Source organism: Micromonospora sp. WMMB482, from assembly GCF_019038635.1.
GTDB lineage: Bacteria > Actinomycetota > Actinomycetes > Mycobacteriales > Micromonosporaceae > Micromonospora > Micromonospora marina.
The window spans coordinates 498,854-519,584 of record NZ_JAHOPD010000020.1; the positions used below are offsets into that span (position 1 = coordinate 498,854).

Sequence of the window (20,731 nt, forward strand, 5' to 3'; positions counted from 1 at the left end):
GGCCAAGGCGGTGTCCGGCACCAGCTACCTGCCGATGACGCAGTCGCAGCTGGAGGAGATGCTGCAGCGACTCACCGACCGGCTCGCCCAGGCGTTGCGCGCCGAGCCGTTCGACCTGCGGATCGGCCAGCAGGTCGGCGCGGAGCTGGTGCAGGCGCACATCGCCTCCGCGGAAGGGCTGGGCCGCACCGTCGAGGTGATCCAGCTACGCCTGGTCCGCGATCTCGACCTGGTCGTCGACGACGTCGAGGACCGGATGGCCCGGCTGCTCGCCACCGTCGCCACCGGGTACGCCCGTGCCCTGCGCGACCGCACGCTGGACGAGCAGGAGTCCATCCGCCGCGCCGCCATGATGGCCCGGGCGCAGGCGGAACGGGCGCTGCGCGACAGCGAGGCCCGGTTCCGGCACCAGGCCACCCACGACCCGCTCACCGGCCTGCCGAACCGCACGCTGTTCACCGAACGGCTGACCGCCGCGATCACCGCGCCGGGGCGGGGCGCCGACCGGGTCGGTGTCTGCTTCCTCGACCTGGACCGGTTCAAGGTCGTGAACGACTCCCTCGGCCACCAGGTCGGCGACTCGCTGCTGGTGACAGTGGCGCAGCGCCTGCACCGGGCGCTCGGCGAACACCTGGTCGCACGGCTCGGCGGCGACGAGTTCGTGATCCTGGTCGAGCGCACCGCCGGCACCGACGACGCGGTGAAGGTCGCCGAGGCGGCGCTGGCCGCGATACGCGAGCCGGCGCTCGTCGACGGTCACGAGCTGACCGTGTCCGCCAGCGTCGGCATCGTGGAGCGCCCGGTGACGGGCACCTCGCCGATGGACCTGATGCGCGCGGCCGACAGCACGCTGCACTGGGCCAAGGCCGCCGGCGGGGCCCGGTGGTCGCTGTTCGACGCCGACCGCAACCGCCGCGACCTGGCCCGGTACGCGCTGTCCGCGGCGATCCCCGCCGCGCTGGACCGGGGCGAGTTCTATCTCGACTACCAGCCGCTGACGTCGTTGCGCGACGGGCGGGTGCTCGGCATGGAGGCGCTGGTGCGCTGGCGTCACCCGGAGCTGGGTGTGCTGCGGCCGGACAGCTTCATCCCGCTGGCCGAGGAGACCGGGCTGATCGTTCGGCTCGGCAGCTGGGTGCTGGCCGAGGCGTGCCGCGAGGCGGGCACCTGGCCGGGCGCGGACGGCGACGCGCCGTTCGTCAGCGTCAACCTCGCGGTCCGGCAGTTGCACCGCACCGACCTGGTGACCGAGGTACGCGGTGTGCTCGGGCGCACCGGCCTGCCGCCGCACCGGCTGCAACTGGAGATCACCGAGAGCACCATGATGAGCACGGTGGTCGAGCCGGTGCGGGCCCTGCGGGTGCTCGGCGACCTCGGGGTCCGGGTCGCCATCGACGACTTCGGCACCGGCTACTGCAACCTCGCGTACCTGCGGGATCTGCCGGTCGACGAGCTGAAGGTGGCGGGCGAGTTCGTGACCGGCCTGCGTGCGCCGGGCAGCCGTACCGACGAGCGGATCCTCGCCTCGCTCGTGTCGCTGGCGCACGCGCTGGACCTCACCGTCACCGCCGAGGGCGTGGAGACGGCCGACCAGGCGGACCGGCTGCGCGCGATCGGCTGCGACGCCGGGCAGGGCTGGCACTTCGGCCGTCCCGGCCCAGCCGCGCCGCACCTGGGCCGGATGCCCGCCCACGTCGACGTGGCCTCCTGACCCCGCCTCCCTGGCCCGGCCGGCGCGCGGTCAGCCGGCCAGCAGGGCGGCCATCCGCTGCGCCTGCGTCTCCCAACGCCACTCCCGCTCCACCCAGGCGCGGCCGGCGGCGCCGAACTGCCGGGCCAGATCCCGGTCGGCGAGCAGCGTGCCCACCCGGTCGGCGAGCTGGGCCACGTCCCGGCCGGAGACCACGTACCCGGTCTCCCCCTCGCGGACCGCGTCCGGTGCGCCGCCGGAGTCGCCGGCCACCACCGGCAGCCCGGTCGCGCTCGCCTCCAGATAGACGATTCCGAGGCCCTCCACGTCCAGGCCCCGGTTGCGGGTGCGGCACGGCATCGCGTAGACGTCACCGGCCGCGTAGTGGGCGGGCAGCTCTGCCGAGGGCACCGAGCCGGTGAAGACCACGTCGCGTTCCAGCCCGGTCTGCCGGGCCAGCTTCTCCAGCGTCGAGCGGTACGGGCCGCCGCCGACCACGAGCAGCGCGGCGTCGGGCACCCGGCGGCGGATCTCCGGCAGCGCGCGGATCAGCATGTCCTGGCCCTTGCGGGGCACCAGCCGCGACACGCACACCACCACCGGCCGGTCGGCCAGCCCGAGCCGCGACCGGACCCGCCCGCCGTCGACGTCCGGGTGGTAGGTGTCCACGTCCACGCCGGGCGCGAGCCGCCGCAGCTCGGTCAGCCCGTCCAGCACGCGGGCCAGCCGCGCCCGGGTGTACTCGCCGAGGTAGGTGGTCACGTCCACGCCCCGGCCGATCCGGCGCAGCGCCGACCGGGCGCCGGGAAGCGCTGCCCAGCCGACCTCGTGGCCGTGGGTCAGCGCCACCGCCCGGCGGATCCCGGCCCGCCGCCGCAGGCCCCCGGCCAGCAGCCCCAGCGGGGCCGCCGCGCCGAACCACACGGTGTCGCAGTCGTACGCGCGCGCCAGCCGCGCCGCCCGCCGGGCGATCAGCGGGGTGGGCAGCAGCACCCGGGTCCGCTCCCGGACCACCTCGAACGGCTGGTCGGCGTCGAACTTCTCCGCCCCGCGCCAGCTCGACGCGTACACCACCACCGAGCCGGGCTGCTGGCGCACCGCGAGGTTGTGCACGAACGACTGGATGCCACCGGGGCGCGGCGGGAAGTCGTTGGTGATCAGCAAGGTACGGCTCATCGGCCGGACTCCCTGGCGTAGGCGCGGGCGGCGGCCATCCGCTCCACGGTGGACGGGTGGGTCGCCGACCAGAGGCGCTCCCAGCGCGGCGGGTCGGGGTCGGCCAGGTTGACCCCGGCCAGTCGCCGCTGCATCGCCTCGAACGTCGCCGGGTCGCCGGTGAGCGCCAGCGCGTGGGCGTCGGCGCGTGCCTCGATCCGGCGCGAGACCAGGGCCTGCACCGGGGTGGCGAGCAGGCCGGCGACCGTGACCAGCGCGATCAGCAGCGGGAACGCCCGCGGCTGGGCGATCGAGTCGACGCCGGCGAGCCGCAGCAGCGGCGTCCACGAGCCGATCAGGTAGAGCGCCACCACGGCGGCGGCGGCGCCGAGCGCGCCGAGCACCGTGCCGGTCCACACGTCCCGGTCCTTGGCGTGCCCCAGCTCGTGGGCGACCACGCTGGTCACCTCGGCCGGCTCCGCCTCGCGCAGCAGCGTGTCGTAGACGACCACCCGCCGCGTCGGGCCGAGCCCGGAGACGTACGCGTTCACCGCTCTGGTGCGCCGGGACGCGTCGGCGACGAGCACGTCACGCACCGGTACGCCGTCCCGGGCGGCCATCGCGGTCAGCTCGCTGCGCAGCGGACCCGGCTCCATCGGGGTGAACCGGTTGAACACCGGCTCGACCAGCACCGGCAGCACGAACGACAGCACCACCACCAGGGCCGCCGCCCCGGCCGCGCCGAACGCCCACCACCAGCGCGGGGCGAGCCGGACCACCGTGTAGAAGCCGAGCAGGACCAGCGCGCCGATCACCGCGCTGACCGCGTACGACTTGAGCAGGTCGACCGCCCAGCCGCCCCAGCTCTGGGTGCTGAGTCCGTACCGGACCAGCACGGTCCGGCGCCAGGCCGCGAACGGCAGGGTGAGCAGGTCGGCGAGGAACATGACGACCAGCCCGCCGAGCACGGCCTGCGCGACCCAGTGCCCGCCGAAGGGCCGGCCGACCAGTTCGACCAGGCGCCCGCCCAGCGGGGTCAGCCCGAGCAGCAGCGCCACCACCAGCCCGACCGCCAGCGCCGACCAGGCCGCCGGGCGCAGCGCGCCGTGGAACGCCCGGCCCCGGGTCACCTGCTCGGCCGGGAGATCCCGCAGCGCCGCGAGCTGGTCGGCGCGGGGCGCCGGCGGACGGCTCCAGGGCACCAGCAGCGCCACCGCCACGAGCAGCGCGACCACCAGGCCGCCCAGGGTCAGCAGCGTCCAGGCGCGCGGGCTCATCGGCCCGCCCCGCCGTCGTGCCGCGTCCGCGTCATGCCGATCCCCTCCCGCCGTGACCGCTCATCCTATTGCCCGGCCCCGGCCGGGGTTGGCCGTGCCCGACCCGCACTCCGGCCGGTGGCCGGGCATCGCTCGGACACGGCTCCGGGCGCAGCTATGCGGCGGCCGGCACGTTTCGACGGTTGTCCGGTGCGGTCGGTGGCCGTGGCCGCCGGCGGGCGGGTGCTGAGGGCTGAGGCCCAAATGGATGACCCACCTGCACATCGATATACCTCTCGGTCATAACTATGACTCTGAGTCATACCGCTCTCGCCGCTTGCATCTCGGCGGTCGCGACACGCCCGGCCACTACGACCTCGGGTCGTCAGCCGAACCTCGGCAGGCGCACGTGCTGATCGCGCCACTTCGGCGTACTGGTTCGTTTTCGGGACGGGTGCTGCCCCGTTGTCCGGTTCTGTCATACCGCAGCGTTAGCGTCGTGGTGACCGACGGTGGTGCTCCTTCCCCGACCGCCACCGGCGACCCGTCAGGAGGCGTTGATGCTCATCGACTGCGACACCTGCGGCAACCGCGGCGCCGGCTGCTCCGGCTGCCTGGTGACCGCCCTGCTCGACTCCGACCCGGCCGACCTGGGCCCGGCCGAGCACCGGGCGATCGAGGTGTTCGCGCGGGCCGGATTCGAGGTGGAGGTGCTGCCACCCGCGCCGGCTGCGGCGCCCGCCCCGACACGGGCACCGGCACCCCGCCGTTCCGCCCGCCGCCGGATCGCCTGACGGTCCTGCTGCCTGCTGCCCAGGTCGGGAGGAACGGCGTCAGGAACGCGCCAGGCGCCGCAGCAGCGAGTCGGCGCCCAGCGGGTACGCGCCGTGCCGGCGTACCCCGTCCGCGACCTCGCGGTCCGAGGAGACCACCACCACCGGCCGCCCGGCCGGCTCGGCGCGGACCAGCCGGCGGATCAGCTCGTCGGCGGTCTCGCCCTTGCGGGAGAACAGCACCCGCACGCCACGCGGCGCCGGAGGCAGCCCGTGGATCCGCTCGGCCCCGTCGAAGACGACTGTGACCTCGTCCCCGGTCTGCGCGGCGATCCCGCCCAGCCCGGTGATGAGCCGCTTGCGCTGCTGCTCCAGCGACATCTCGCCGAAGCCGCGCTTGGTCACGTTGTAGCCGTCCACCACCAGGTGCGCGCGAGGCAGCGCGAGCAACTGGTCGAGGCGGGCCGGGTCGTCGGTGTCGCGGGCCCGGGTGGACGGGCCGGCCGCTGCCGCGCCCGGCTGCTCGGCGAACGCGTCGGCGACGAAGTCGGCCGGGAGCTTGTCCACCGGGTCGAGCGCCAGCTCGCGGCGCAGCCCCACGGCGGCCTGGCCGATCGTCTCCAACAGCAGCCACAGCCGCGCGTCGTCGACCGAGCGGGCCTCCTTGGCGCTGGCCCGGGCCACCCCGGCGGCGGACTCCGCCTCGGCCAGCCGGGCCCGGGCGCGGCGCAGCTCCGCGTCCGCGTCGGCGGCCGCACGGGCCGCCCGCCCCCGCTCGGTGGCGAGCATCTCGGTGGCCTTGCGCTCCCGGGCCTGGGTCTCCCGCAGGGTACGGGCCAACTGGCGCGCCTCCTCCCGGAGCTGACCCAGCTCCTCCCGGACCCGGGCCAGCTCGTCGCGCAGCTTCTCCGCCTCGACCCGGGCCACCGCCCGGTCGTGCTCGGCGCGGGCGGCCCGCTGCTCGGCCTCGCGGACCAGTTCGGCCACGACCGCGCTGTCGGCCTCGGCGCGTACCGCCTCGCCGCTGGCCTCGATCAGTTCCCGCCAGCCGCGGGGCCGGGCCAGGTAGGCCAGGGCGGCCACCTCGACCGGGTCGGCGGCGGCCGGCGCGGTGCCCTCGACCACCGCCGCGCCCAGGTCACCGGCGTCGGCGAGCACCCGGGACGTGATCCGCTGCCGGAACAGCGGGTCGGCGGTGAGCTGGGCGGCGATCGCGGGCGCGCCGAGGCGGGCACGGCGGTTGGGGGCGAACTTGGCGACCCGCCGCAGCGGCACCGGCACCTCGTCGGCGGGCAGGCCGGGCAGCACGGCGGCGGTCAGCGTGACGATCCGCTGCCGGACCGGCTCGGGCAGCACCGGCTCGGGCTCGATCGCGGGTGGCGCGTCCTCATCGGCGGGCACGCCGACCACCGGCTCCTCCACGGAGGAGCGGTCGTCGTGCGGCTCGGTGAGGGGCATGAGGCAAGTCTCCCACCCCGAACGGGCCCACCGCCCGGTGAGTGAGCCGATCTCTCATCGTACCCCCGTGGTATCTCCTGGGGCGGCAGTGACAGGAGTGTCGGACCGTGCCGCTAGCGTCCCGCGGGTGACACGAGCGGAGTACGTCCAGGAGTCGCTGGCCGGCCTGGACCCGGCGGGCAGCGGTGTCGACCCGGCGCTGCCGCTCTACGCGACCACCTTCGTGGTGGTCGACCTGGAGACCACCGGCGGCGCGCCCGACGGCGGCGGGATCACCGAGATCGGCGCGGTGAAGGTCCGCGGCGGCGAGGAGCTGGGTGTGCTCGCCACGCTCGTCAACCCGGGCGTGCCGATCCCGCCGTTCATCACCGTGCTGACCGGCATCACCCAGGCCATGCTGCTGCCCGCCCCGCCGATCGAGCAGGTGCTGCCCAGCTTCCTGGAGTTCGTCAGCGACGCCGTGCTCGTCGCCCACAACGCGCCGTACGACGTGGGTTTCCTCAAGGCGGCCTGCGCGAAGCACGGCTACCGCTGGCCCAACCTCCGGGTGCTGGACACGGCCGCGCTGGCCCGGCGGGTGCTCACCCGCGACGAGGTGCCCAACCGGAAGCTGGGCACGCTCGCCGCCTACTTCCGCACCGCTACCCAGCCCACCCACCGGGCGCTGGACGACGCCAAGGCCACCGTCGACGTGCTGCACGGGCTGATCGGCCGCCTCGGCGGGCACCGGGTCGACACGGTCGGCGAGGCGATCGAGTTCGCCCGCGCGGTCACCCCCACCCAGCGCCGCAAGCGGCACCTCGCCGACGGGCTGCCCAAGGTGCCGGGCGTCTACATCTTCCGGGCCGCCGACGACCGGCCGCTCTACGTCGGCACGTCCGGTGACATCGCCACCCGGGTCCGCAGCTACTTCACCGCCGCGGAGAAGCGGGCCCGGATCTCCGAGATGCTCGCCGCCGCCGAGCGGGTGGAGGCGGTCGAGTGCGCCCACTCGCTGGAGGCGGAGGTCCGCGAGCTGCGGCTGATCGCGGCGCACGCGCCGCCGTACAACCGCCGGTCGAAGTATCCGGAGCGCCAGGTGTGGCTGAAGCTCACCGACGAGGCGTACCCCCGGTTGTCGGTCGTGCGCGCCATCGCGCCCACCGACACGGCCTACCTGGGGCCGTTCCGGTCCCGGCAGGCGGCGGAGCTGGCCGCCGCCGGGTTCCACGACGCGGTGCCGCTGCGGCAGTGCACGCACCGGCTCTCCCGGCGCACCACCACGCCGGCCTGCGCGCTGGCCGAGCTGGGTCGCTGCCCGGCGCCCTGCGAGCACAGGATCACCCCCGAGGAGTACGACGACCGCGCCGCGACGCCGTTCCGCACCGCCACCAGCGACGACCCCGGTGTGGTGGTGGACGCGCTGCTCGCCCGCATCGAGGTGCTGTCGGCCGCCCGGCGGTACGAGGAGGCGGCGGTGGTGCGCGGCCGGCTGGTGGCGGTGCTGCGCGCGGCGGTCCGGATGCAACGGCTGGCCGCGTTGACCGGCATCGCCGAGCTGACCGCCGCGCGGCCGGCCGCCCGGGGCGGCTGGGAGCTGGCGCTGATCCGGCACGGCCGGCTGGCCGGGGCCGGGGTGTCCCCGCCGGGTGTCCACCCGCGACCCACCATCACCGCGATCCGCGCCACCGCCGAGACGGTGCTGCCCGGGCACGGTCCGGTGCCGGCCGCGACCGCCGAGGAGACCGAGCGGATCCTGTCCTGGTTGGAGCGACCGGAGACCCGGCTGGTCGAGACGACCGACGGATGGGCCTCCCCGGTGGCGGGCGCCGGGCGTTTCCGCGACCTGCTGACGAAGGCGGAGAACGGCGGATCCGCCAAACTCTCGACCGAACGCTCATGACCAACTGACCGATCGGACTACCTCGACTCCCTTAGTCTGTTGAAGGAGTGCAGACCTGCCCGATTCGCGGGCTCTGCTCCCGGTCGCCGGTTCCCGGCGGCCGAGGGCCGGGGTGAGGAGGTGTCCCAGGTGGACGTCGACGCCGGACACGGCGCCGCCCTGGGTGGCGCGCTTCCAGCCCAGGGCGAACTGCCACTCACCCGCCGCCTGCGTTCCCTGCTCACCTGGCCGACCTCCGACGGCGACCCGGTCACCGCACTGGTCCGGGTCCACCGGGGCATCCACGCGAGCGCCGACGCCTCGGTGCTGCGCCGGGCCTACACGATCGCCGAGAACATGCACCGCGGCCAGTTCCGCAAGAGCGGCGAGCCGTACATCACCCACCCGCTGGCGGTGGCGCAGATCTGCGCCGACCTCGGCATGGACACCATCACCCTGGTCGCGGCGCTGCTGCACGACACGGTGGAGGACACCCGCTACACGCTGCAGGCGCTCCAGGAGGACTTCGGCCGCGAGGTCGCCCACCTGGTCGACGGCGTGACCAAGTTCGACAAGGCGTTCTACGGCAAGGCCGCCGAGGCGGAGACCGTCCGCAAGATGATCGTGGCGGCCGGCAAGGACGTCCGGGTGCTGGTGATCAAGCTGGCCGACCGGCTGCACAACATGCGTACGCTCGGCGTCCGCTCGGCCGCCTCCCGGGAGCGGATCGCCCGCAAGACCCAGGAGGTGCTGGTTCCGCTCTGCGACCGGCTGGGCATCCAGACGCTCAAACGCGAGCTGGACGACGTGGTGCTGCTGCACCTGCGGCCGGAGGAGCACGCGCGGATCGCCCGGTTCGTGCACGACCGGCCCGGCTGGGACGCCTACCTGGCCGACGTGGTGGCCCGCACCCGGGCGGCGCTGCGCCGCAACCGGGTCGACGCCGACGTCTCCCCCCGCCCCCGGCACCTCTACTCGATCTGGAAGGACACCGTCGCGGGCGACCACGCCGCACCGTACGACCTGCCCCGCATCGCGATCGTGGTGGACGGTCCGGCGACCGACTGTTACGCCGCGCTGGGCGCCGTGCACGGGCTCTGGCGGCCGGTGCCGGGCCGGTTCAAGGACTTCATCGCCTCTCCGAAGAACAACCTCTACCGGTCCCTGCACACGAGCGTCTGCGGGCCCCAGGACCGCACCGTCGAGGTGCTGATCCGCACCACCGAGATGCACCGCTCCGCGGAGTATGGCGTGGCCGCCCACTACCGCTTCCCCCGGGCCGCCGGGCGGGCCGCCGACCGGGCGGACGAGCTGGCCTGGCTGCGCCGGGTGCTCGACTGGGAACAGGAGACGGTCGACCCGACCCAGTTCATGGAGTCGCTGCGCTGCGACCTGTCCGAGGCGCAGATCCAGGTGGTCGCCGACGGTCGGCAGGTGGTGCTGCCGGCCGGGGCGACGCCTGTCGACCTCGCGTACGAGCTGGGCACCGAGCGCGGCGACCACTGCCTGGCCGCCCGGATCAACGGCCGCCTCGCGCCGCTGGCCTCCGAACTGGAGGAGGGCGACGTGGTGGAGATCTTCACCGAGAACGACGCGGAGAGCGGCTTCGAGGCGGACGTGGCCCCGCGCGGCCCGCGCCGGGAGTGGCTGGGCTTCGTGAAGTCCCCGCACGCCCAGATGCAGATCAACCGCTGGTTCGCCGAGCACACCGAGCCGGGCATCTCGATCGCCGACAAGGTACGGCTCGGCCGGGCGTCGATCGGCCTGGCGTTGCGCAAGCACAACCGGGGCCTGGCCAGCGACCTGCCGTTGCTGCGGCTGTCCGAGGAACTGGGCTACCCCGACCTGGAGACGCTGCTGGTGGCGGTCTTCGACCGCACGGTCGAGCCGGACACCGTGGTCCAGCAGCTGATCGATCTGGTCGACCACCGGCAGTAGACGGAGCCGGTCCGCGCCGGGACCACTAGCCTGGACGGCATGATCCCCCGCGCGCGTGCCACCGGACGGGCCCTCGGCTACCAGATCTTCTACCGGCTTCCGGTCCCCCTGCGACGGCGGCTGGTCCGGCTGGCCGTACCGAAGTACATCGTCGGCGCGGTCACGCTGGTCCGGGACGCGGAGGCCACCGGCGCGGGCCGGATCCTGCTGCTGCGCCAGCCGCCCGGCTACAGCTGGACGCTGCCGGCCGGGCTGCTGCAACGCGGCGAGGCCCCGGTGGTCGGCGCCGCCCGTGAGCTGTACGAGGAATCCGGCGTCCGCCTTTCCCCCGACGCGCTGCGCCCGGCGGTGCCGAACGCGGTGGTGCACGCCAAGGGCTGGGTCGACGTGGTCTTCGAGGCGGAGGTGCCGGCGTCGGCCACCGAGCTGAAGGTGGACGGTGCCGAGGTCTTCGAGGCCGCGTTCCATCCGCTCGACGACCTGCCCCGGCTCAGCCGCGCGACCGCCAACCTGCTCGGGTACTACGGCATCGGCCCGCGCGCCGGCGAGCACCCACCGGCCCCGTGAACGCCCCGTACGCGGGCGGCCCGGCGCCGGGGGTCGAGGTGTGCGCGGTGGTGCTGGCCGCGGGCGAGGGCACCCGGCTGCGCCCGCTCACCGAGCGGGTGCCGAAGGCGCTCTGCCCGGTCGGTAACGTCCCGCTGCTGGACCGGGCGCTGGCCCGGCTGGCCGGGCTCGGCCTGACCGGCCCGGAGCGGGTCGCGGTGAACGCCTGCTACCTGGGCGGCCAGGTGGTCGCGCGGGTGGGCGACCGGGCCCACCTGTCGGTCGAGCCGGACGCTCCGCTGGGCACCGCCGGGGGCGTGGGCCGGCTGCGCGACTGGATCGACGGCCGGGGCGTGCTGGTCGGCAACGCCGACGCGTACCTGGCCGACCCGCAGGCCCCGCCCGGGCCGGACATCGCCGCGCTGCTGCACGGCTGGGACGGGCACGGCGTACGCCTGCTCGGCCGGCCCGCCGGCGACCCGGACGCCCCCGGCACCTTCGACGGCCACGAGTTCGTGGGTTTCTCGCTGCTGCCCTGGCGGCTGGTCCGCGACCTGCCCGCCGCGTTCGGCGACCTGGTGCGGGCGGTGTGGCGGCCGGCGGAGGCGGCCGGGGCGCTCACAGTGGTGCCCTACCGGGGCACGTTCTACGACACCGGCACCCCGGCCGACTACCTGGCCGCCAACCTGCACGCGGCCGGACCGGGCGGCCTGGTGGACCCGGCCGCGACGGTGACCGGCCGGGTCACCGGTTCGGTGGTCGGCGCCGGCGCGCGGGTGCACGGCGACGTCGACCGGTCGGTGGTGTGGCCGGGCGCGACCGTCGCGGCCGGGGAACGCCTGCGTGAGGTGATCCGGGGCGGGGACGACCTGACCGTCCCGGCGGCGCGCTGACGGGCGCGGGCTCTAGCATGGGCCTCGTCGCCGACGAACGGAGAACCGTCCCGTGATCACCGCGATCGTGCTGATCGACTGCGCCACCGACTCCATCCCCGAGGTGGCCGAGACGCTGGCCAACCTGCCCGGTGTCAGCGAGGTCTACTCCGTGGCCGGGCACGTCGACCTGATCGCCATGGTCCGGGTCCGGGAGTTCGAGCAGATCGCCCAGGTCATCGCCGGCAGCATCTCGAAGGTGCCGGGCGTGCTCGACACCGAGTCGCACATCGCGTTCCGCGCCTACTCCCAGCACGACCTGGAGGAGGCGTTCGCGATCGGGCTGGCCAACGCCGACTGACACGAGCCGGTGACCGGCCCGCCCTCGCGGGCGAACCGGCCACCGTCGACCGTGCGGTACGTCAGCTCTGGCTGGGCACCGGGGTCTCCGTGGTGCCCGGAGCGGGCTCCTCGGTCTCGGTGCCGCCCGGAGCCGGCGACTCGGTGCCACCCGGGGACGTGGTGCCGCCCGGGCTGGGCGTGCCGCTGGCACTGGTCTGCGGAACCGGGACGCCCAGGGTCTGCGCCAGGGCCACGAGCGCGTCGTAGTGCGCCTGGAGGACCGGCAGAGCGTCCTGGGCGAGCTGCACCACCGACTGCTCGGAGCCCTGCGAGATCTCGGTCTGGGTGGCCTGGATCGCCTGGACGTGGCCGGCGAGCTCAGCGGTCACCCACGCCTTGTCGAACTCGGCCCCGCTGAGGTTGTTCAGCTCGTCCAGGACCTGCTGCTGGTCGGCGGTCGGGTCGGCCGGCAACTCCACGTTGAGCTGCTGCGCGGTCGACTGCACCGTCTGGTCCAGCTGCGTGTGGTCCGTCACGAACATCTTGCCCAGGTCCTTGACCTGCTGGTTCTGACCCTTCTGCTGGGCCAGGTTACCGGCGGTGATCTCGAACAGATTGACCTGGTGCACCGCCTGCAGGTACTGCGTGTCCTGCGTCGACGGCTGCGCCGCTGCCTGCGCCGCGGCGGCGGGCGCCAGCCCCACGACCACCAGCGCGGCCAGCAGGCCCAGACGTTTGATTCCCAACATTCGTTCCTCCCCCATGAGACGTCGGACCGCACGGATACCCGGCTGACCGGGGTTATTCCTGCGATCCCACCCGTCCGTGCCGGGGCGACGGCCGTCGGCACACCGGTCGTCCGGCCCACGCGGGAGGCAACGGGACGACCGGGGCGGAAACGGCAGTGGCGCCCGCCGGAAGATCCGGCGGGCGCCACTGTCAGTCGTACCGGGGAGGGTCAGCGACGGCTCTCGCCGCTGCCGATCTCCTCCCGCTCCGGCCGGGCCTCGACCGGCGGGTGCCCCGGCGAGACCGGCGCCTCGGCCGGCTTCTCGATCGGGTAGAAGAAGCCCCGGATCGCCGGGCCGAGGGCACCGAGCCGGTTCATCTTCTTCGGCACCACCCAGCCGACGTAGTCCAGCGCCGGCGGGTGACCGTCGTGGCCGTCGGCCGAGGTGAGCGGCTGGTGGACCTCGACGAACCGGCCGTCGGGCAGCCGCTTGATGATGCCGGTCTCCACGCCGTGGGCCAGCACCTCCCGGTCGTGCTGCTGCAGACCCAGGCAGATCCGGTACGTGACGTAGTAGGCCAGCGGCGGCAGGATCAGCAGGCCGATCCGGCCGGCCCAGGTCATCGCGTTCAGGCTGATGTGGAACTTGTCCGCGATGACGTCGTTGGCGCCGGAGAGGGTCAGCACGATGTAGAAGGTGACAGCCATGGCGCCCACGGCGGTCCGGGCCGGAACGTCCCGGGGCCGCTGGAGCAGGTTGTGGTGCTTGTAGTCCTTGAGGCGGCGCGCCTCCAGGAACGGATACATCGTCGACAGGCCGACCAGGATTCCGGGTAGCACCACTGTCGGCCAGAACAACGGTGGAATGACGTACCCGTCGCCGATCGGGATGCTGATCTCCCAGCCCGGCATGAGCCGGGTCGAGCCGTCGAGGAACATCACGTACCAGTCGGGCTGGCTGGCCGCCGAGACCACCCACGCCTCGTACGGGCCGAACAGCCAGATCGGGTTGATCTGGAACAGGCCGCCCATCAGCGCGATCACGCCGAAGACGACCATGAAGAAGCCGCCCTGCTTGAGCGCGTAGCGCGGGAACATCCGCTCGCCGACCACGTTGGAGTTGGTCCGGCCGGGGCCGGGCCACTGGGTGTGCTTCTGCTTGAACACCAGGCCGAGGTGCACGCTGATCAGCGCCACCAGCAGGCCCGGGATGAGCAGCACGTGGGCGATGAAGAAGCGGCTGATGATGATGGTGCCGGGGAACTCCCCGCCGAAGATCGACGAGCTGACCCAGGAACCGATCACCGGGATCGACAGGATGATCGCGGAGGCGATCCGCAGACCGGTGCCGGACAGGCCGTCGTCCGGCAGCGAGTAGCCGGTGAAGCCGGCCAGGAAGCCGACCCAGAACAGCAGCGAGCCGATGATCCAGTTGGTCTCACGCGGCTTGCGGAACGCACCGGTGAAGAAGACCCGCAGCATGTGGACCACGATCGCGGCCATGAACAGCAGGGCCGACCAGTGGTGCATCTGCCGCATGATCAGGCCACCGCGGACGTCGAACGAGATGTCCAGGCTGGAGGCGTAGGCGGCCGACATCGGGGTGCCCCGCAGCGGGGCGTAGCTGCCGTTGTAGATGACCTCGGTCATCGCCGGCTCGAAGAAGAACGTCAGGAAGACGCCGGTGAGCAGCAGGACGACGAACGAGAACAGCGCGATCTCGCCGAGCAGGAAGGACCAGTGGTCGGGGAAGACCTTGTTCAGCAGCTTGCGCAGGGGCGTGGCCACCTGGAAGCGGTCGTCCACCGCCCGCGCGCTCTTGGCCGGCAGCGCTGCTGCATCAAACTTTCGGCGCTTCATGGCCGCTCCCAGAAGTCGGGACCGATGGTCTCGGTGTAGTCGGACCTCGCCACGAAGAAGCCCTCCTCGTCCACCTCGATCGGCAGCTGCGGAAGCGGCCGGTTCGCCGGGCCGAAGATCGGCTTGGCGTTGTCGGTGATGAGGAACTGGGACTGGTGGCAGGGGCAGAGCAGACGGTTGGTCTGCTGCTCGTAGAGGCTGGCCGGGCAGCCGGCGTGCGTACAGATCTTGGAGTACGCGACGTAGTTGCCCCACATGTAGTCGCCGCGGCGCTCGCGCTCGTTCGCGGCGCGCGACTTCTGCGCGTCGTCCTCCCGCAGGTGGATGAGCAGGGTGGGCGAGTCGGCGTGCAGGTTGCTCACGCCGCCGTCGATGCCCGGGAACACGGTGAGCTGGCCGCCGACGCTGACGTCGGCCGGGCGGATCGGGCGGCCGTCCTCACGGATCAGCCGGATCTTCTTGCCGTCCTCGGCGGGGTGGAAGCCGGTGGTGAACATCTGGTTGTTCTTGTGCGGCTGCTCGATCAGGCCACCGATCAGCGGGGCCGCGGCCACCGCGCCCACCGGCGCCAGGCCGGCGAGCAGGGAGATGCCGAGCAGCGGCCGGCGGCGTACGCCCATCTCGTCGGCCAGGTAGAGCATGGTCTCGCCGGTGATCTTGCGATCCTCCGGGTTGTCGACCTGGTCGTGCCGGTCCTGGATCGAGACCTCCTTGGGCAGCAGCTTCTTGCCCCAGGTCAGGATGCCGAAGCCGATGCCCAGCAGCGCGAGGCCGAGGGTCACGCCGAGCAGCGGCGTGTAGAGCTTGTCGCCGCCGGTACCCGGCTCCCACTGCCACGGCCACCAGATGTAGACCACCAGGAAGGCGGTCGCGAAGGCGCCGGTCAGCAGGAACATCAGGGCGACCGTACGGGTCAGCCGGCGCTCGGCCTTGCTGCCGGGGGCCACCTGCGGCTCGTAGTGGACGATCTCGATGTCGTCCCGCCGCGCGCCCTCCTGGACGACGTCGAACCGGGAGAGCCGGGGGTCGTTCACGTCGAGCGGCTCCGGGCCCTGCTGGACCTGGTGCTCGGTGTGGGTGCTCATGCCGTCACCTCGCTACGGGTGACGCCGGGGGTCGGCGCCACAGCACTGGAAGCGTTGATTCGTCCGGTCACGACTTGCCCGCGATCCACAGGCTCGCGAAGACCAGCGCGACGATGCCGACCAGGAAGATCGCGAGACCCTCCGTCGACGGGCCGTAGCGGCCCAGGTTGAAGCCGCCCGGGTCGCCGTCGTGCTTCAGCGTCTCCTGGATGTAGGCGATGATGTCCGCCTTCTCCTCGGGCGTGATCTGGTTGTCGCCGAACACCGGCATGTTCTGCGGGCCGCTCAGCATCGCGGCGTAGATCTGCCGGTCGCTGGCCGGCGCGAGGCTCGGGGCGTACTTGCCGGAGGACAGCGCGCCGCCGCCACCGCCGAACGCGTGGCACTGCGAGCAGTTGATCCGGAACAGCTCGCCGCCGGTGGACAGGTTGGCGCCCTCACGCAGGTCGCCGCCGGGGACCTGCGGGCCGCCGCCGAGCTCCTGGATGTACTGCCCGAGCTGGCGCACCTGCTCGTCGGTGAAGACCGGCGGCTTGCGCATGGCCTGGGCCTCCTGGCGGGCCATCGGCATGCGACCGCTGCCGACCTGGAACTCGACCGAGGCGGACCCGACACCGATCAGGCTCGGACCGCGGCCCTCGATGCCCTGGGCGTTGCGACCGTGACAGGTCACACAGCTCACGTCGAACAGCGCCTTGCCCTCGTTGCCTGCGGCGGTCAACGGAGGGTTGTCCTGCGCCTGCACGCCGGGGGCGAAAACGGTGTAGGCACCGCCGGCCAGCATCAGGGCGGCGAACAGCCGGACCGCGGCACCCAGCCGGCGGCGGCCCCTGCTGCGCGCAACGGGCCGCCCGCGCAGGCGCGCGAGCAGACCGCGTCGGCGGTCGTTGTCAGAAGTCATGACCTGTGTCCTTAACCGGTTGGACCTTGTCTCAGGGGACGGAGCAGCGGCGCGGTTCGTGACGCGCCAAGATCACTGGAGCCAGTAGATCATGACGTAGAGCCCGATCCACACGACGTCCACGAAGTGCCAGTAGTAGGACACGACGATCGCCGAGGTCGCCTGGGCGGGGGTGAAGCGGCCCATCGTGGTACGGATCATGAAGATCACGAAGGCGATGAGACCGCCGGTCACGTGCAGACCGTGGAAGCCGGTCGTGAGGTAGAACATCGACCCGTAACCGTCTTCGTTGATCTTCACGCCCTCGTGCACCAGGGTCCGGTACTCGTTCAGCTGACCGAGCACGAAGATCAGACCCATCACGAAGGTGATCGTGAACCACCGGCGCAGAGCGTGGACGTCGCCGCGCTCGGCCGCGAACACGCCGATCTGGCAGGTGATCGAGGAGATCACCAGGATCACCGTGAACGTGGTCGCGTACGGGACGTTCAGCACCTCGGTGTGCTTCTCCCACTGCTCCGGCGCCGCCGCGCGGATGGAGAAGTACATCGCGAACAGCGCCGCGAAGAACATGAGTTCGCTGGAGAGCCACACGATCGTCCCGACGCTGACCATGTTGGGCCGCGTCAGGGAGTGGATCCGGCTCTTGTCAATGGCTGGGGCCGCAGTCACGCGGTCATTATTGCCCCTGACCGGGACCGACGATCAGCGGGGTGCCAAACCGGGCCTCTCCGTGGCCCGATCGTGGTGGTCCGCTTCGCCTGACCTACCCTGAAAAGCGTGCTGCACGTCGATCAGATCCGCGCCGTCACCTCGGCTGTTCCGGCGACGCTGGCGGCGGGAGGCGAGGGCGCCCCGCCGCCGTTCACCGTGACCCGGGTGTTCACCGAGACCCGGCTGGACAGCTGGCTCACGCTGGGCATCGTCCTGGCCGCCGGCCTCTACCTCTACGGGGTGCACCGGCTGCGCCTGCGCGGCGACCGCTGGCCGGTCGTCCGTACCGTGTCGTTCCTCGGCCCCGGCCTCGGCGGCATCGCGCTGGTCACGCTCACCGGCCTCGGCGCGTACGACACCGCCCTGCTCTCGGTGCACATGGTGCAGCACATGGTGCTGTCGATGATCGCACCGATCTTCCTGGCGCTCGGCGCCCCGATGACGCTGGCGCTGCGCACGCTGCCGGCGCGGCCCCGCAAGCGGCTGCTCGCGATCGTGCACAGCAAGGTGATCCGGATCTACAGCTTCCCGCTTGTGGCGTTCGCCATCTTCGTGGTGAACCCGTTCGCGCTGTACTTCACCGACCTCTACGAGTTCACCCTGCGCCACGAGTGGGCGCACGAACTGGTGCACGCGCACTTCATCGCCACCGGCTGCGTCTTCTTCTGGCCGCTGCTCGGCCTGGACCCGCTGCCCGGCCGCTGGCCGTACCCGGGACGTGCGCTGCTCATGCTGCTCTCGGTGCCGTTCCACACCGTCCTCGGCCTGACCATCATGCAGAGCACCACGCTGTTCGGCGGCGACTGGTACCCGTCGCTCAACCTGTCCTGGTCCGACCCCTGGAACGACCAGGTGGTGGCCGGCGGCATCCTGTGGGCCGGCGGCGAGTTCGTCAGCGTCACCATGCTCGCCGTCCTCGTCGTCCAGTGGGTGAAGCAGTCCGAGCGCGAGGCCCGCCGGCTCGACCGCGAGCTGGACCGCCAGGAGGCCCGCGAGCGCGCCGCGGAGGCCAGCGCCTGACGGCCCGGTCCGGGTACGCCCCGAGCCCGCCCAGGCGGGGCGACGACCCGGATGTGACGACCGCTACGATCAGCGGGCAGCTACGAGGTGGGAGTCACGTCACGATGAGCGATCGTCTTTGCACCGTCCTGCTCTACAGCGACGACCCGAAGGTCCGGGACCGGATGCGGCTGGCCGTGGGCACCCGGCCGGCGCCCGGCATCGAGATCGAGTTCGTCGAGGCCGACGACTACGACGCCTGCGTGCGGCTGGTCGACGACTACGAGATCGACCTGCTCCTGCTCGACGGCGAGGCGACCCCGGGCGGCGGCATCGGCATCGCCCGCCAGATCAAGGACGACCGGGACGACGCGCCGCCGACCTGCGTGGTGCTCGCCCGCGCCGCCGACCGCTGGCTGGCCGCGTACGCCGAGGTCGACGCCACGCTCACCCACCCGCTCGACCCGGTGATCGCCGGCAGCACCGTCGCGGAGCTGCTGCGCCGCACCCACGCCGCGGCCTGACCGCCCGCCTTTCGCGCGCCACGGCGACGCGGCCGTGGCGCGCCCCAACCGCTTTCCTCACGCCGCTCGGGAGGCCCGCCATGGGCGAACGGACCTGGCCGCTTCTGCTCAACGCGCTGCTGCGCGGCGAGGAGCTCTCCACCGCCGACACCGCGTGGGCGATGGGCGAGATCATGGCCGGCTCGGCCACCCCGGCGCAGATCGCCGGGTTCGCCGTGGCGCTGCGCACAAAGGGTGAGACCCCCGCCGAGCTGGGCGGTCTCGTCGAAGCCATGCTGACCCGCGCGGTGCCGGTGCACCTGCCCGAGGACGTACGCGCGACCGCGCTGGACGTGGTCGGCACCGGCGGCGACCTCGCCCACACGGTGAACATCTCCACCATGGCGGCGCTGGTGGTCGCCGGGGCCGGGGTCCGCGTGGTCAAGCACGGCAACCGGGCCGCCTCCTCCTCCTGCGGCACCGCGGACGTGCTGGAGCAGCTCGGCGTACCCCTCGACCTGGCACCCGAGCAGGTGGCCCGCTGCGTGACCGAGGCCGGCATCGGCTTCTGCTTCGCCGCCCGCTTCCACCCCGGCATGCGGCACACCGGCCCGGTCCGGCGCGAGATCGGCGTACCCACCGCCTTCAACTTCCTCGGCCCGCTGACCAACCCGGCGCGGCCCCGCGCAGGTGCCGTGGGCTGTTTCGACAAGCGGATGGCCCCGGTGATGGCCGCCGTCTTCGCGGCCCGGGGTGACTCCGCGATCGTGGTACGCGGCGAGGACGGGCTGGACGAGTTCAGCACCGGCGCCCCCACCCGGGTCTGGGTGGCGCAGCAGGGCACCGTCACGGAGGCCGTGCTGGACGCCACCGAGCTCGGCGTGCCCCGGGCCACCCTGGCTGACCTGCGCGGCGGGGACGCGGTCTACAACGCCGACGTGGTCCGCCGGCTGCTCGCCGGTGAGACCGGCCCGGTACGGGACGCGGTGCTGGTCAACGCCGCCGTCGCGCTGTCCACCCAGGGCCCGCTCGACGGCGACCTGTACGAGGTGCTGCGGGCCAACCTGGACCGGGCCGCCGAGGCGGTCGACTCGGGCGCCGCCGCGGCCGCGCTGGAGCGCTGGCTCGAGGTGGCGCGCACCGCCTGACGACGGCCTGGCGCGGGGTTGTCGTACCCGCCTGCCAAACTACACGGGAGTTATTTTCCGTTTTCGGTCTTTGGTCCATCGGCTGGCGCCTCCCCGCCCCGGCCGGTGCCGGAGCGAGAGGAGCCACCCGTGTCTGACCGCGAGCTGCACTGTGACACCTGCGAGGGCGTCGTGCTGTTCGAGGCGCCGCCGTGCGGCGACGGGCACGGTGCCGACTGCCCGGAACTGATCTGCACCGGTTGCGGCGCGGCCGTGGTCATCGCCACGTTCGCGTTCCGCGAGACCCGCCTGGCCGCCCGCGGCGCGCCCCGCCGGCCGTCCCACCCCAGGGCCGCCTGACCTCTGCTCCCCTCCCCCGGCGACGCCCTTTTCCCGCCGCGCCCCTTCCGCGCCGCGCCGCGCCTTTTTGCGCCTCCGCGCCGCGCGCGGCCACCCACCCTTCCCCTCCCCGCCCCGCCCCGCCCCGCCCTGCCCGACAGCCCAACCGTCCGCCGCTCGTGATCAAGGAGTTTCTGTCCGCCTGGACGACCGCGGGGGACACGAACTCCTTGATCACCGCCTGGTGGTCGGGAGGTGGTGAGGGATCTTCCGTCCGGGGCGGTGATCAAGGAGTTCGCGTCTCTGACGGTGCGCGAAATTGCCCCAAACTCCTTGATCAACAAGGGTTGGGCGGGGGCGGGGGGCACGAGGCGGCCGGCACGCGCCAGGCGCTGGGCCGGCAGGCCAAGTGGGCGAGATCTTGGAAAGAAACGGCCCCTATAGGGGCGCTTTCCTTCCAAGATCTCTTGCGCTCCCGGCAAGTGGAACGACGCTCTCGGTGATTGAAACTGCCCAACGGGCGTGAGCCGAGTGGCGCGCGCCCCGAGGCGGAGCGCCGACCCCGCGGGCGGTGATCATGAG

The 20,731-nt window shown here is 73.0% G+C and carries 19 protein-coding genes; 11 read left to right on the forward strand and 8 right to left on the reverse strand.

All coding sequences use genetic code 11. The annotated features are described in order from the left end of the window. Positions 1-34: 34 nt before the first annotated feature. Positions 35-1,711, forward strand: coding sequence for a bifunctional diguanylate cyclase/phosphodiesterase (locus tag KSK32_RS03105; protein ID WP_254187412.1), 1,677 nt, complete (start codon positions 35-37; stop codon positions 1,709-1,711). A gap of 30 nt (positions 1,712-1,741) precedes the next feature. On the opposite strand, the gene KSK32_RS03110 is transcribed toward KSK32_RS03105, so the two are convergent. Continuing rightward, the gene (locus KSK32_RS03110) at positions 1,742-2,866 is read right to left on the reverse strand and encodes a glycosyltransferase family 4 protein (RefSeq protein WP_216928333.1); all 1,125 of its coding nucleotides are present in this window, start codon (positions 2,864-2,866) and stop codon (positions 1,742-1,744) included. Beyond that, the gene (locus KSK32_RS03115; protein WP_216928334.1) at positions 2,863-4,122 is read right to left on the reverse strand and encodes a M48 family metallopeptidase; all 1,260 of its coding nucleotides are present in this window, start codon (positions 4,120-4,122) and stop codon (positions 2,863-2,865) included. Before KSK32_RS03115 ends, KSK32_RS03110 begins: the two co-directional genes overlap by 4 nt. A 539-nt stretch (positions 4,123-4,661) precedes the next feature. On the opposite strand from KSK32_RS03115, the gene KSK32_RS03120 reads away from it, so the two are divergent. Further along, entirely contained in the window at positions 4,662-4,895 is a 234-nt protein-coding gene (locus KSK32_RS03120) for a hypothetical protein (RefSeq protein ID WP_216928335.1), read from the forward strand. Positions 4,896-4,934: 39 nt separating this feature from the next. On the opposite strand, the gene KSK32_RS03125 is transcribed toward KSK32_RS03120, so the two are convergent. Then, positions 4,935-6,332 carry an NYN domain-containing protein gene (locus KSK32_RS03125; protein WP_216928336.1) on the reverse strand — a complete coding sequence of 466 codons (1,398 nt, stop codon included), beginning with the start codon at positions 6,330-6,332 and terminating at the stop codon, positions 4,935-4,937. Positions 6,333-6,459: 127 nt separating this feature from the next. Here KSK32_RS03125 and KSK32_RS03130 point away from each other — a divergent pair, with 127 nt between their 5' ends. The 5 genes from KSK32_RS03130 to KSK32_RS03150 all read left to right on the forward strand — a co-directional run bounded on the left by KSK32_RS03130 (position 6,460) and on the right by KSK32_RS03150 (position 11,910). Next, positions 6,460-8,214 carry a DEDD exonuclease domain-containing protein gene (locus tag KSK32_RS03130; protein WP_216928337.1) on the forward strand — a complete coding sequence of 585 codons (1,755 nt, stop codon included), beginning with the start codon at positions 6,460-6,462 and terminating at the stop codon, positions 8,212-8,214. A 129-nt stretch (positions 8,215-8,343) separates the two neighbouring features. After that, entirely contained in the window at positions 8,344-10,131 is a 1,788-nt protein-coding gene (locus KSK32_RS03135; RefSeq protein ID WP_216928338.1) for a bifunctional (p)ppGpp synthetase/guanosine-3',5'-bis(diphosphate) 3'-pyrophosphohydrolase, read from the forward strand. A 39-nt stretch (positions 10,132-10,170) separates the two neighbouring features. Further along, complete coding sequence (locus KSK32_RS03140) at positions 10,171-10,698, forward strand: NUDIX domain-containing protein (RefSeq protein WP_091050218.1); 528 nt, start codon at positions 10,171-10,173, stop codon at positions 10,696-10,698. Further along, positions 10,695-11,570: an NTP transferase domain-containing protein gene (locus tag KSK32_RS03145; protein WP_216928339.1), complete on the forward strand. Its 876-nt coding sequence runs from the start codon at positions 10,695-10,697 to the stop codon at positions 11,568-11,570. The genes KSK32_RS03140 and KSK32_RS03145 overlap by 4 nt, the downstream gene beginning before the upstream one ends. A 52-nt stretch (positions 11,571-11,622) precedes the next feature. Next, positions 11,623-11,910 carry an Lrp/AsnC family transcriptional regulator gene (locus KSK32_RS03150; RefSeq protein WP_216928340.1) on the forward strand — a complete coding sequence of 96 codons (288 nt, stop codon included), beginning with the start codon at positions 11,623-11,625 and terminating at the stop codon, positions 11,908-11,910. A 61-nt stretch (positions 11,911-11,971) separates the two neighbouring features. Here the strand turns inward: KSK32_RS03150 and KSK32_RS03155 are convergent, their stop codons facing one another. From KSK32_RS03155 to KSK32_RS03175, 5 genes are all read right to left on the reverse strand, one after another. Continuing rightward, positions 11,972-12,640, reverse strand: coding sequence for a DUF4142 domain-containing protein (locus KSK32_RS03155; RefSeq protein ID WP_216928341.1), 669 nt, complete (start codon positions 12,638-12,640; stop codon positions 11,972-11,974). A gap of 209 nt (positions 12,641-12,849) precedes the next feature. After that, positions 12,850-14,481, reverse strand: coding sequence for a cytochrome b N-terminal domain-containing protein (locus KSK32_RS03160; RefSeq protein ID WP_216928342.1), 1,632 nt, complete (start codon positions 14,479-14,481; stop codon positions 12,850-12,852). Continuing rightward, positions 14,478-15,566: a ubiquinol-cytochrome c reductase iron-sulfur subunit gene (locus KSK32_RS03165; protein ID WP_216928343.1), complete on the reverse strand. Its 1,089-nt coding sequence runs from the start codon at positions 15,564-15,566 to the stop codon at positions 14,478-14,480. Before KSK32_RS03165 ends, KSK32_RS03160 begins: the two co-directional genes overlap by 4 nt. 67 nt (positions 15,567-15,633) lie before the next feature. Beyond that, positions 15,634-16,467, reverse strand: a complete 834-nt coding sequence (locus KSK32_RS03170; RefSeq protein WP_018785347.1) for a cytochrome c — start codon at positions 16,465-16,467, stop codon at positions 15,634-15,636. A 72-nt stretch (positions 16,468-16,539) separates the two neighbouring features. Then, on the reverse strand, positions 16,540-17,139 hold the full coding sequence (locus tag KSK32_RS03175; RefSeq protein ID WP_216928344.1) for a heme-copper oxidase subunit III: 600 nt from the start codon (positions 17,137-17,139) through the stop codon (positions 16,540-16,542). Positions 17,140-17,247: 108 nt separating this feature from the next. Between KSK32_RS03175 and KSK32_RS03180 the strand changes: the two genes are divergently transcribed. From KSK32_RS03180 to KSK32_RS03195, 4 genes are all read left to right on the forward strand, one after another. After that, on the forward strand, positions 17,248-18,201 hold the full coding sequence (locus KSK32_RS03180) for a cytochrome c oxidase assembly protein (protein WP_216928345.1): 954 nt from the start codon (positions 17,248-17,250) through the stop codon (positions 18,199-18,201). A gap of 104 nt (positions 18,202-18,305) precedes the next feature. After that, positions 18,306-18,704, forward strand: a complete 399-nt coding sequence (locus KSK32_RS03185; protein ID WP_216928346.1) for a hypothetical protein — start codon at positions 18,306-18,308, stop codon at positions 18,702-18,704. An 80-nt stretch (positions 18,705-18,784) separates the two neighbouring features. After that, complete coding sequence (gene trpD / locus KSK32_RS03190) at positions 18,785-19,831, forward strand: anthranilate phosphoribosyltransferase (RefSeq protein ID WP_216928347.1); 1,047 nt, start codon at positions 18,785-18,787, stop codon at positions 19,829-19,831. Between the two features lie 129 nt (positions 19,832-19,960). After that, on the forward strand, positions 19,961-20,170 hold the full coding sequence (locus KSK32_RS03195) for a hypothetical protein (protein WP_216928348.1): 210 nt from the start codon (positions 19,961-19,963) through the stop codon (positions 20,168-20,170). Positions 20,171-20,731: the final 561 nt, after the last annotated feature.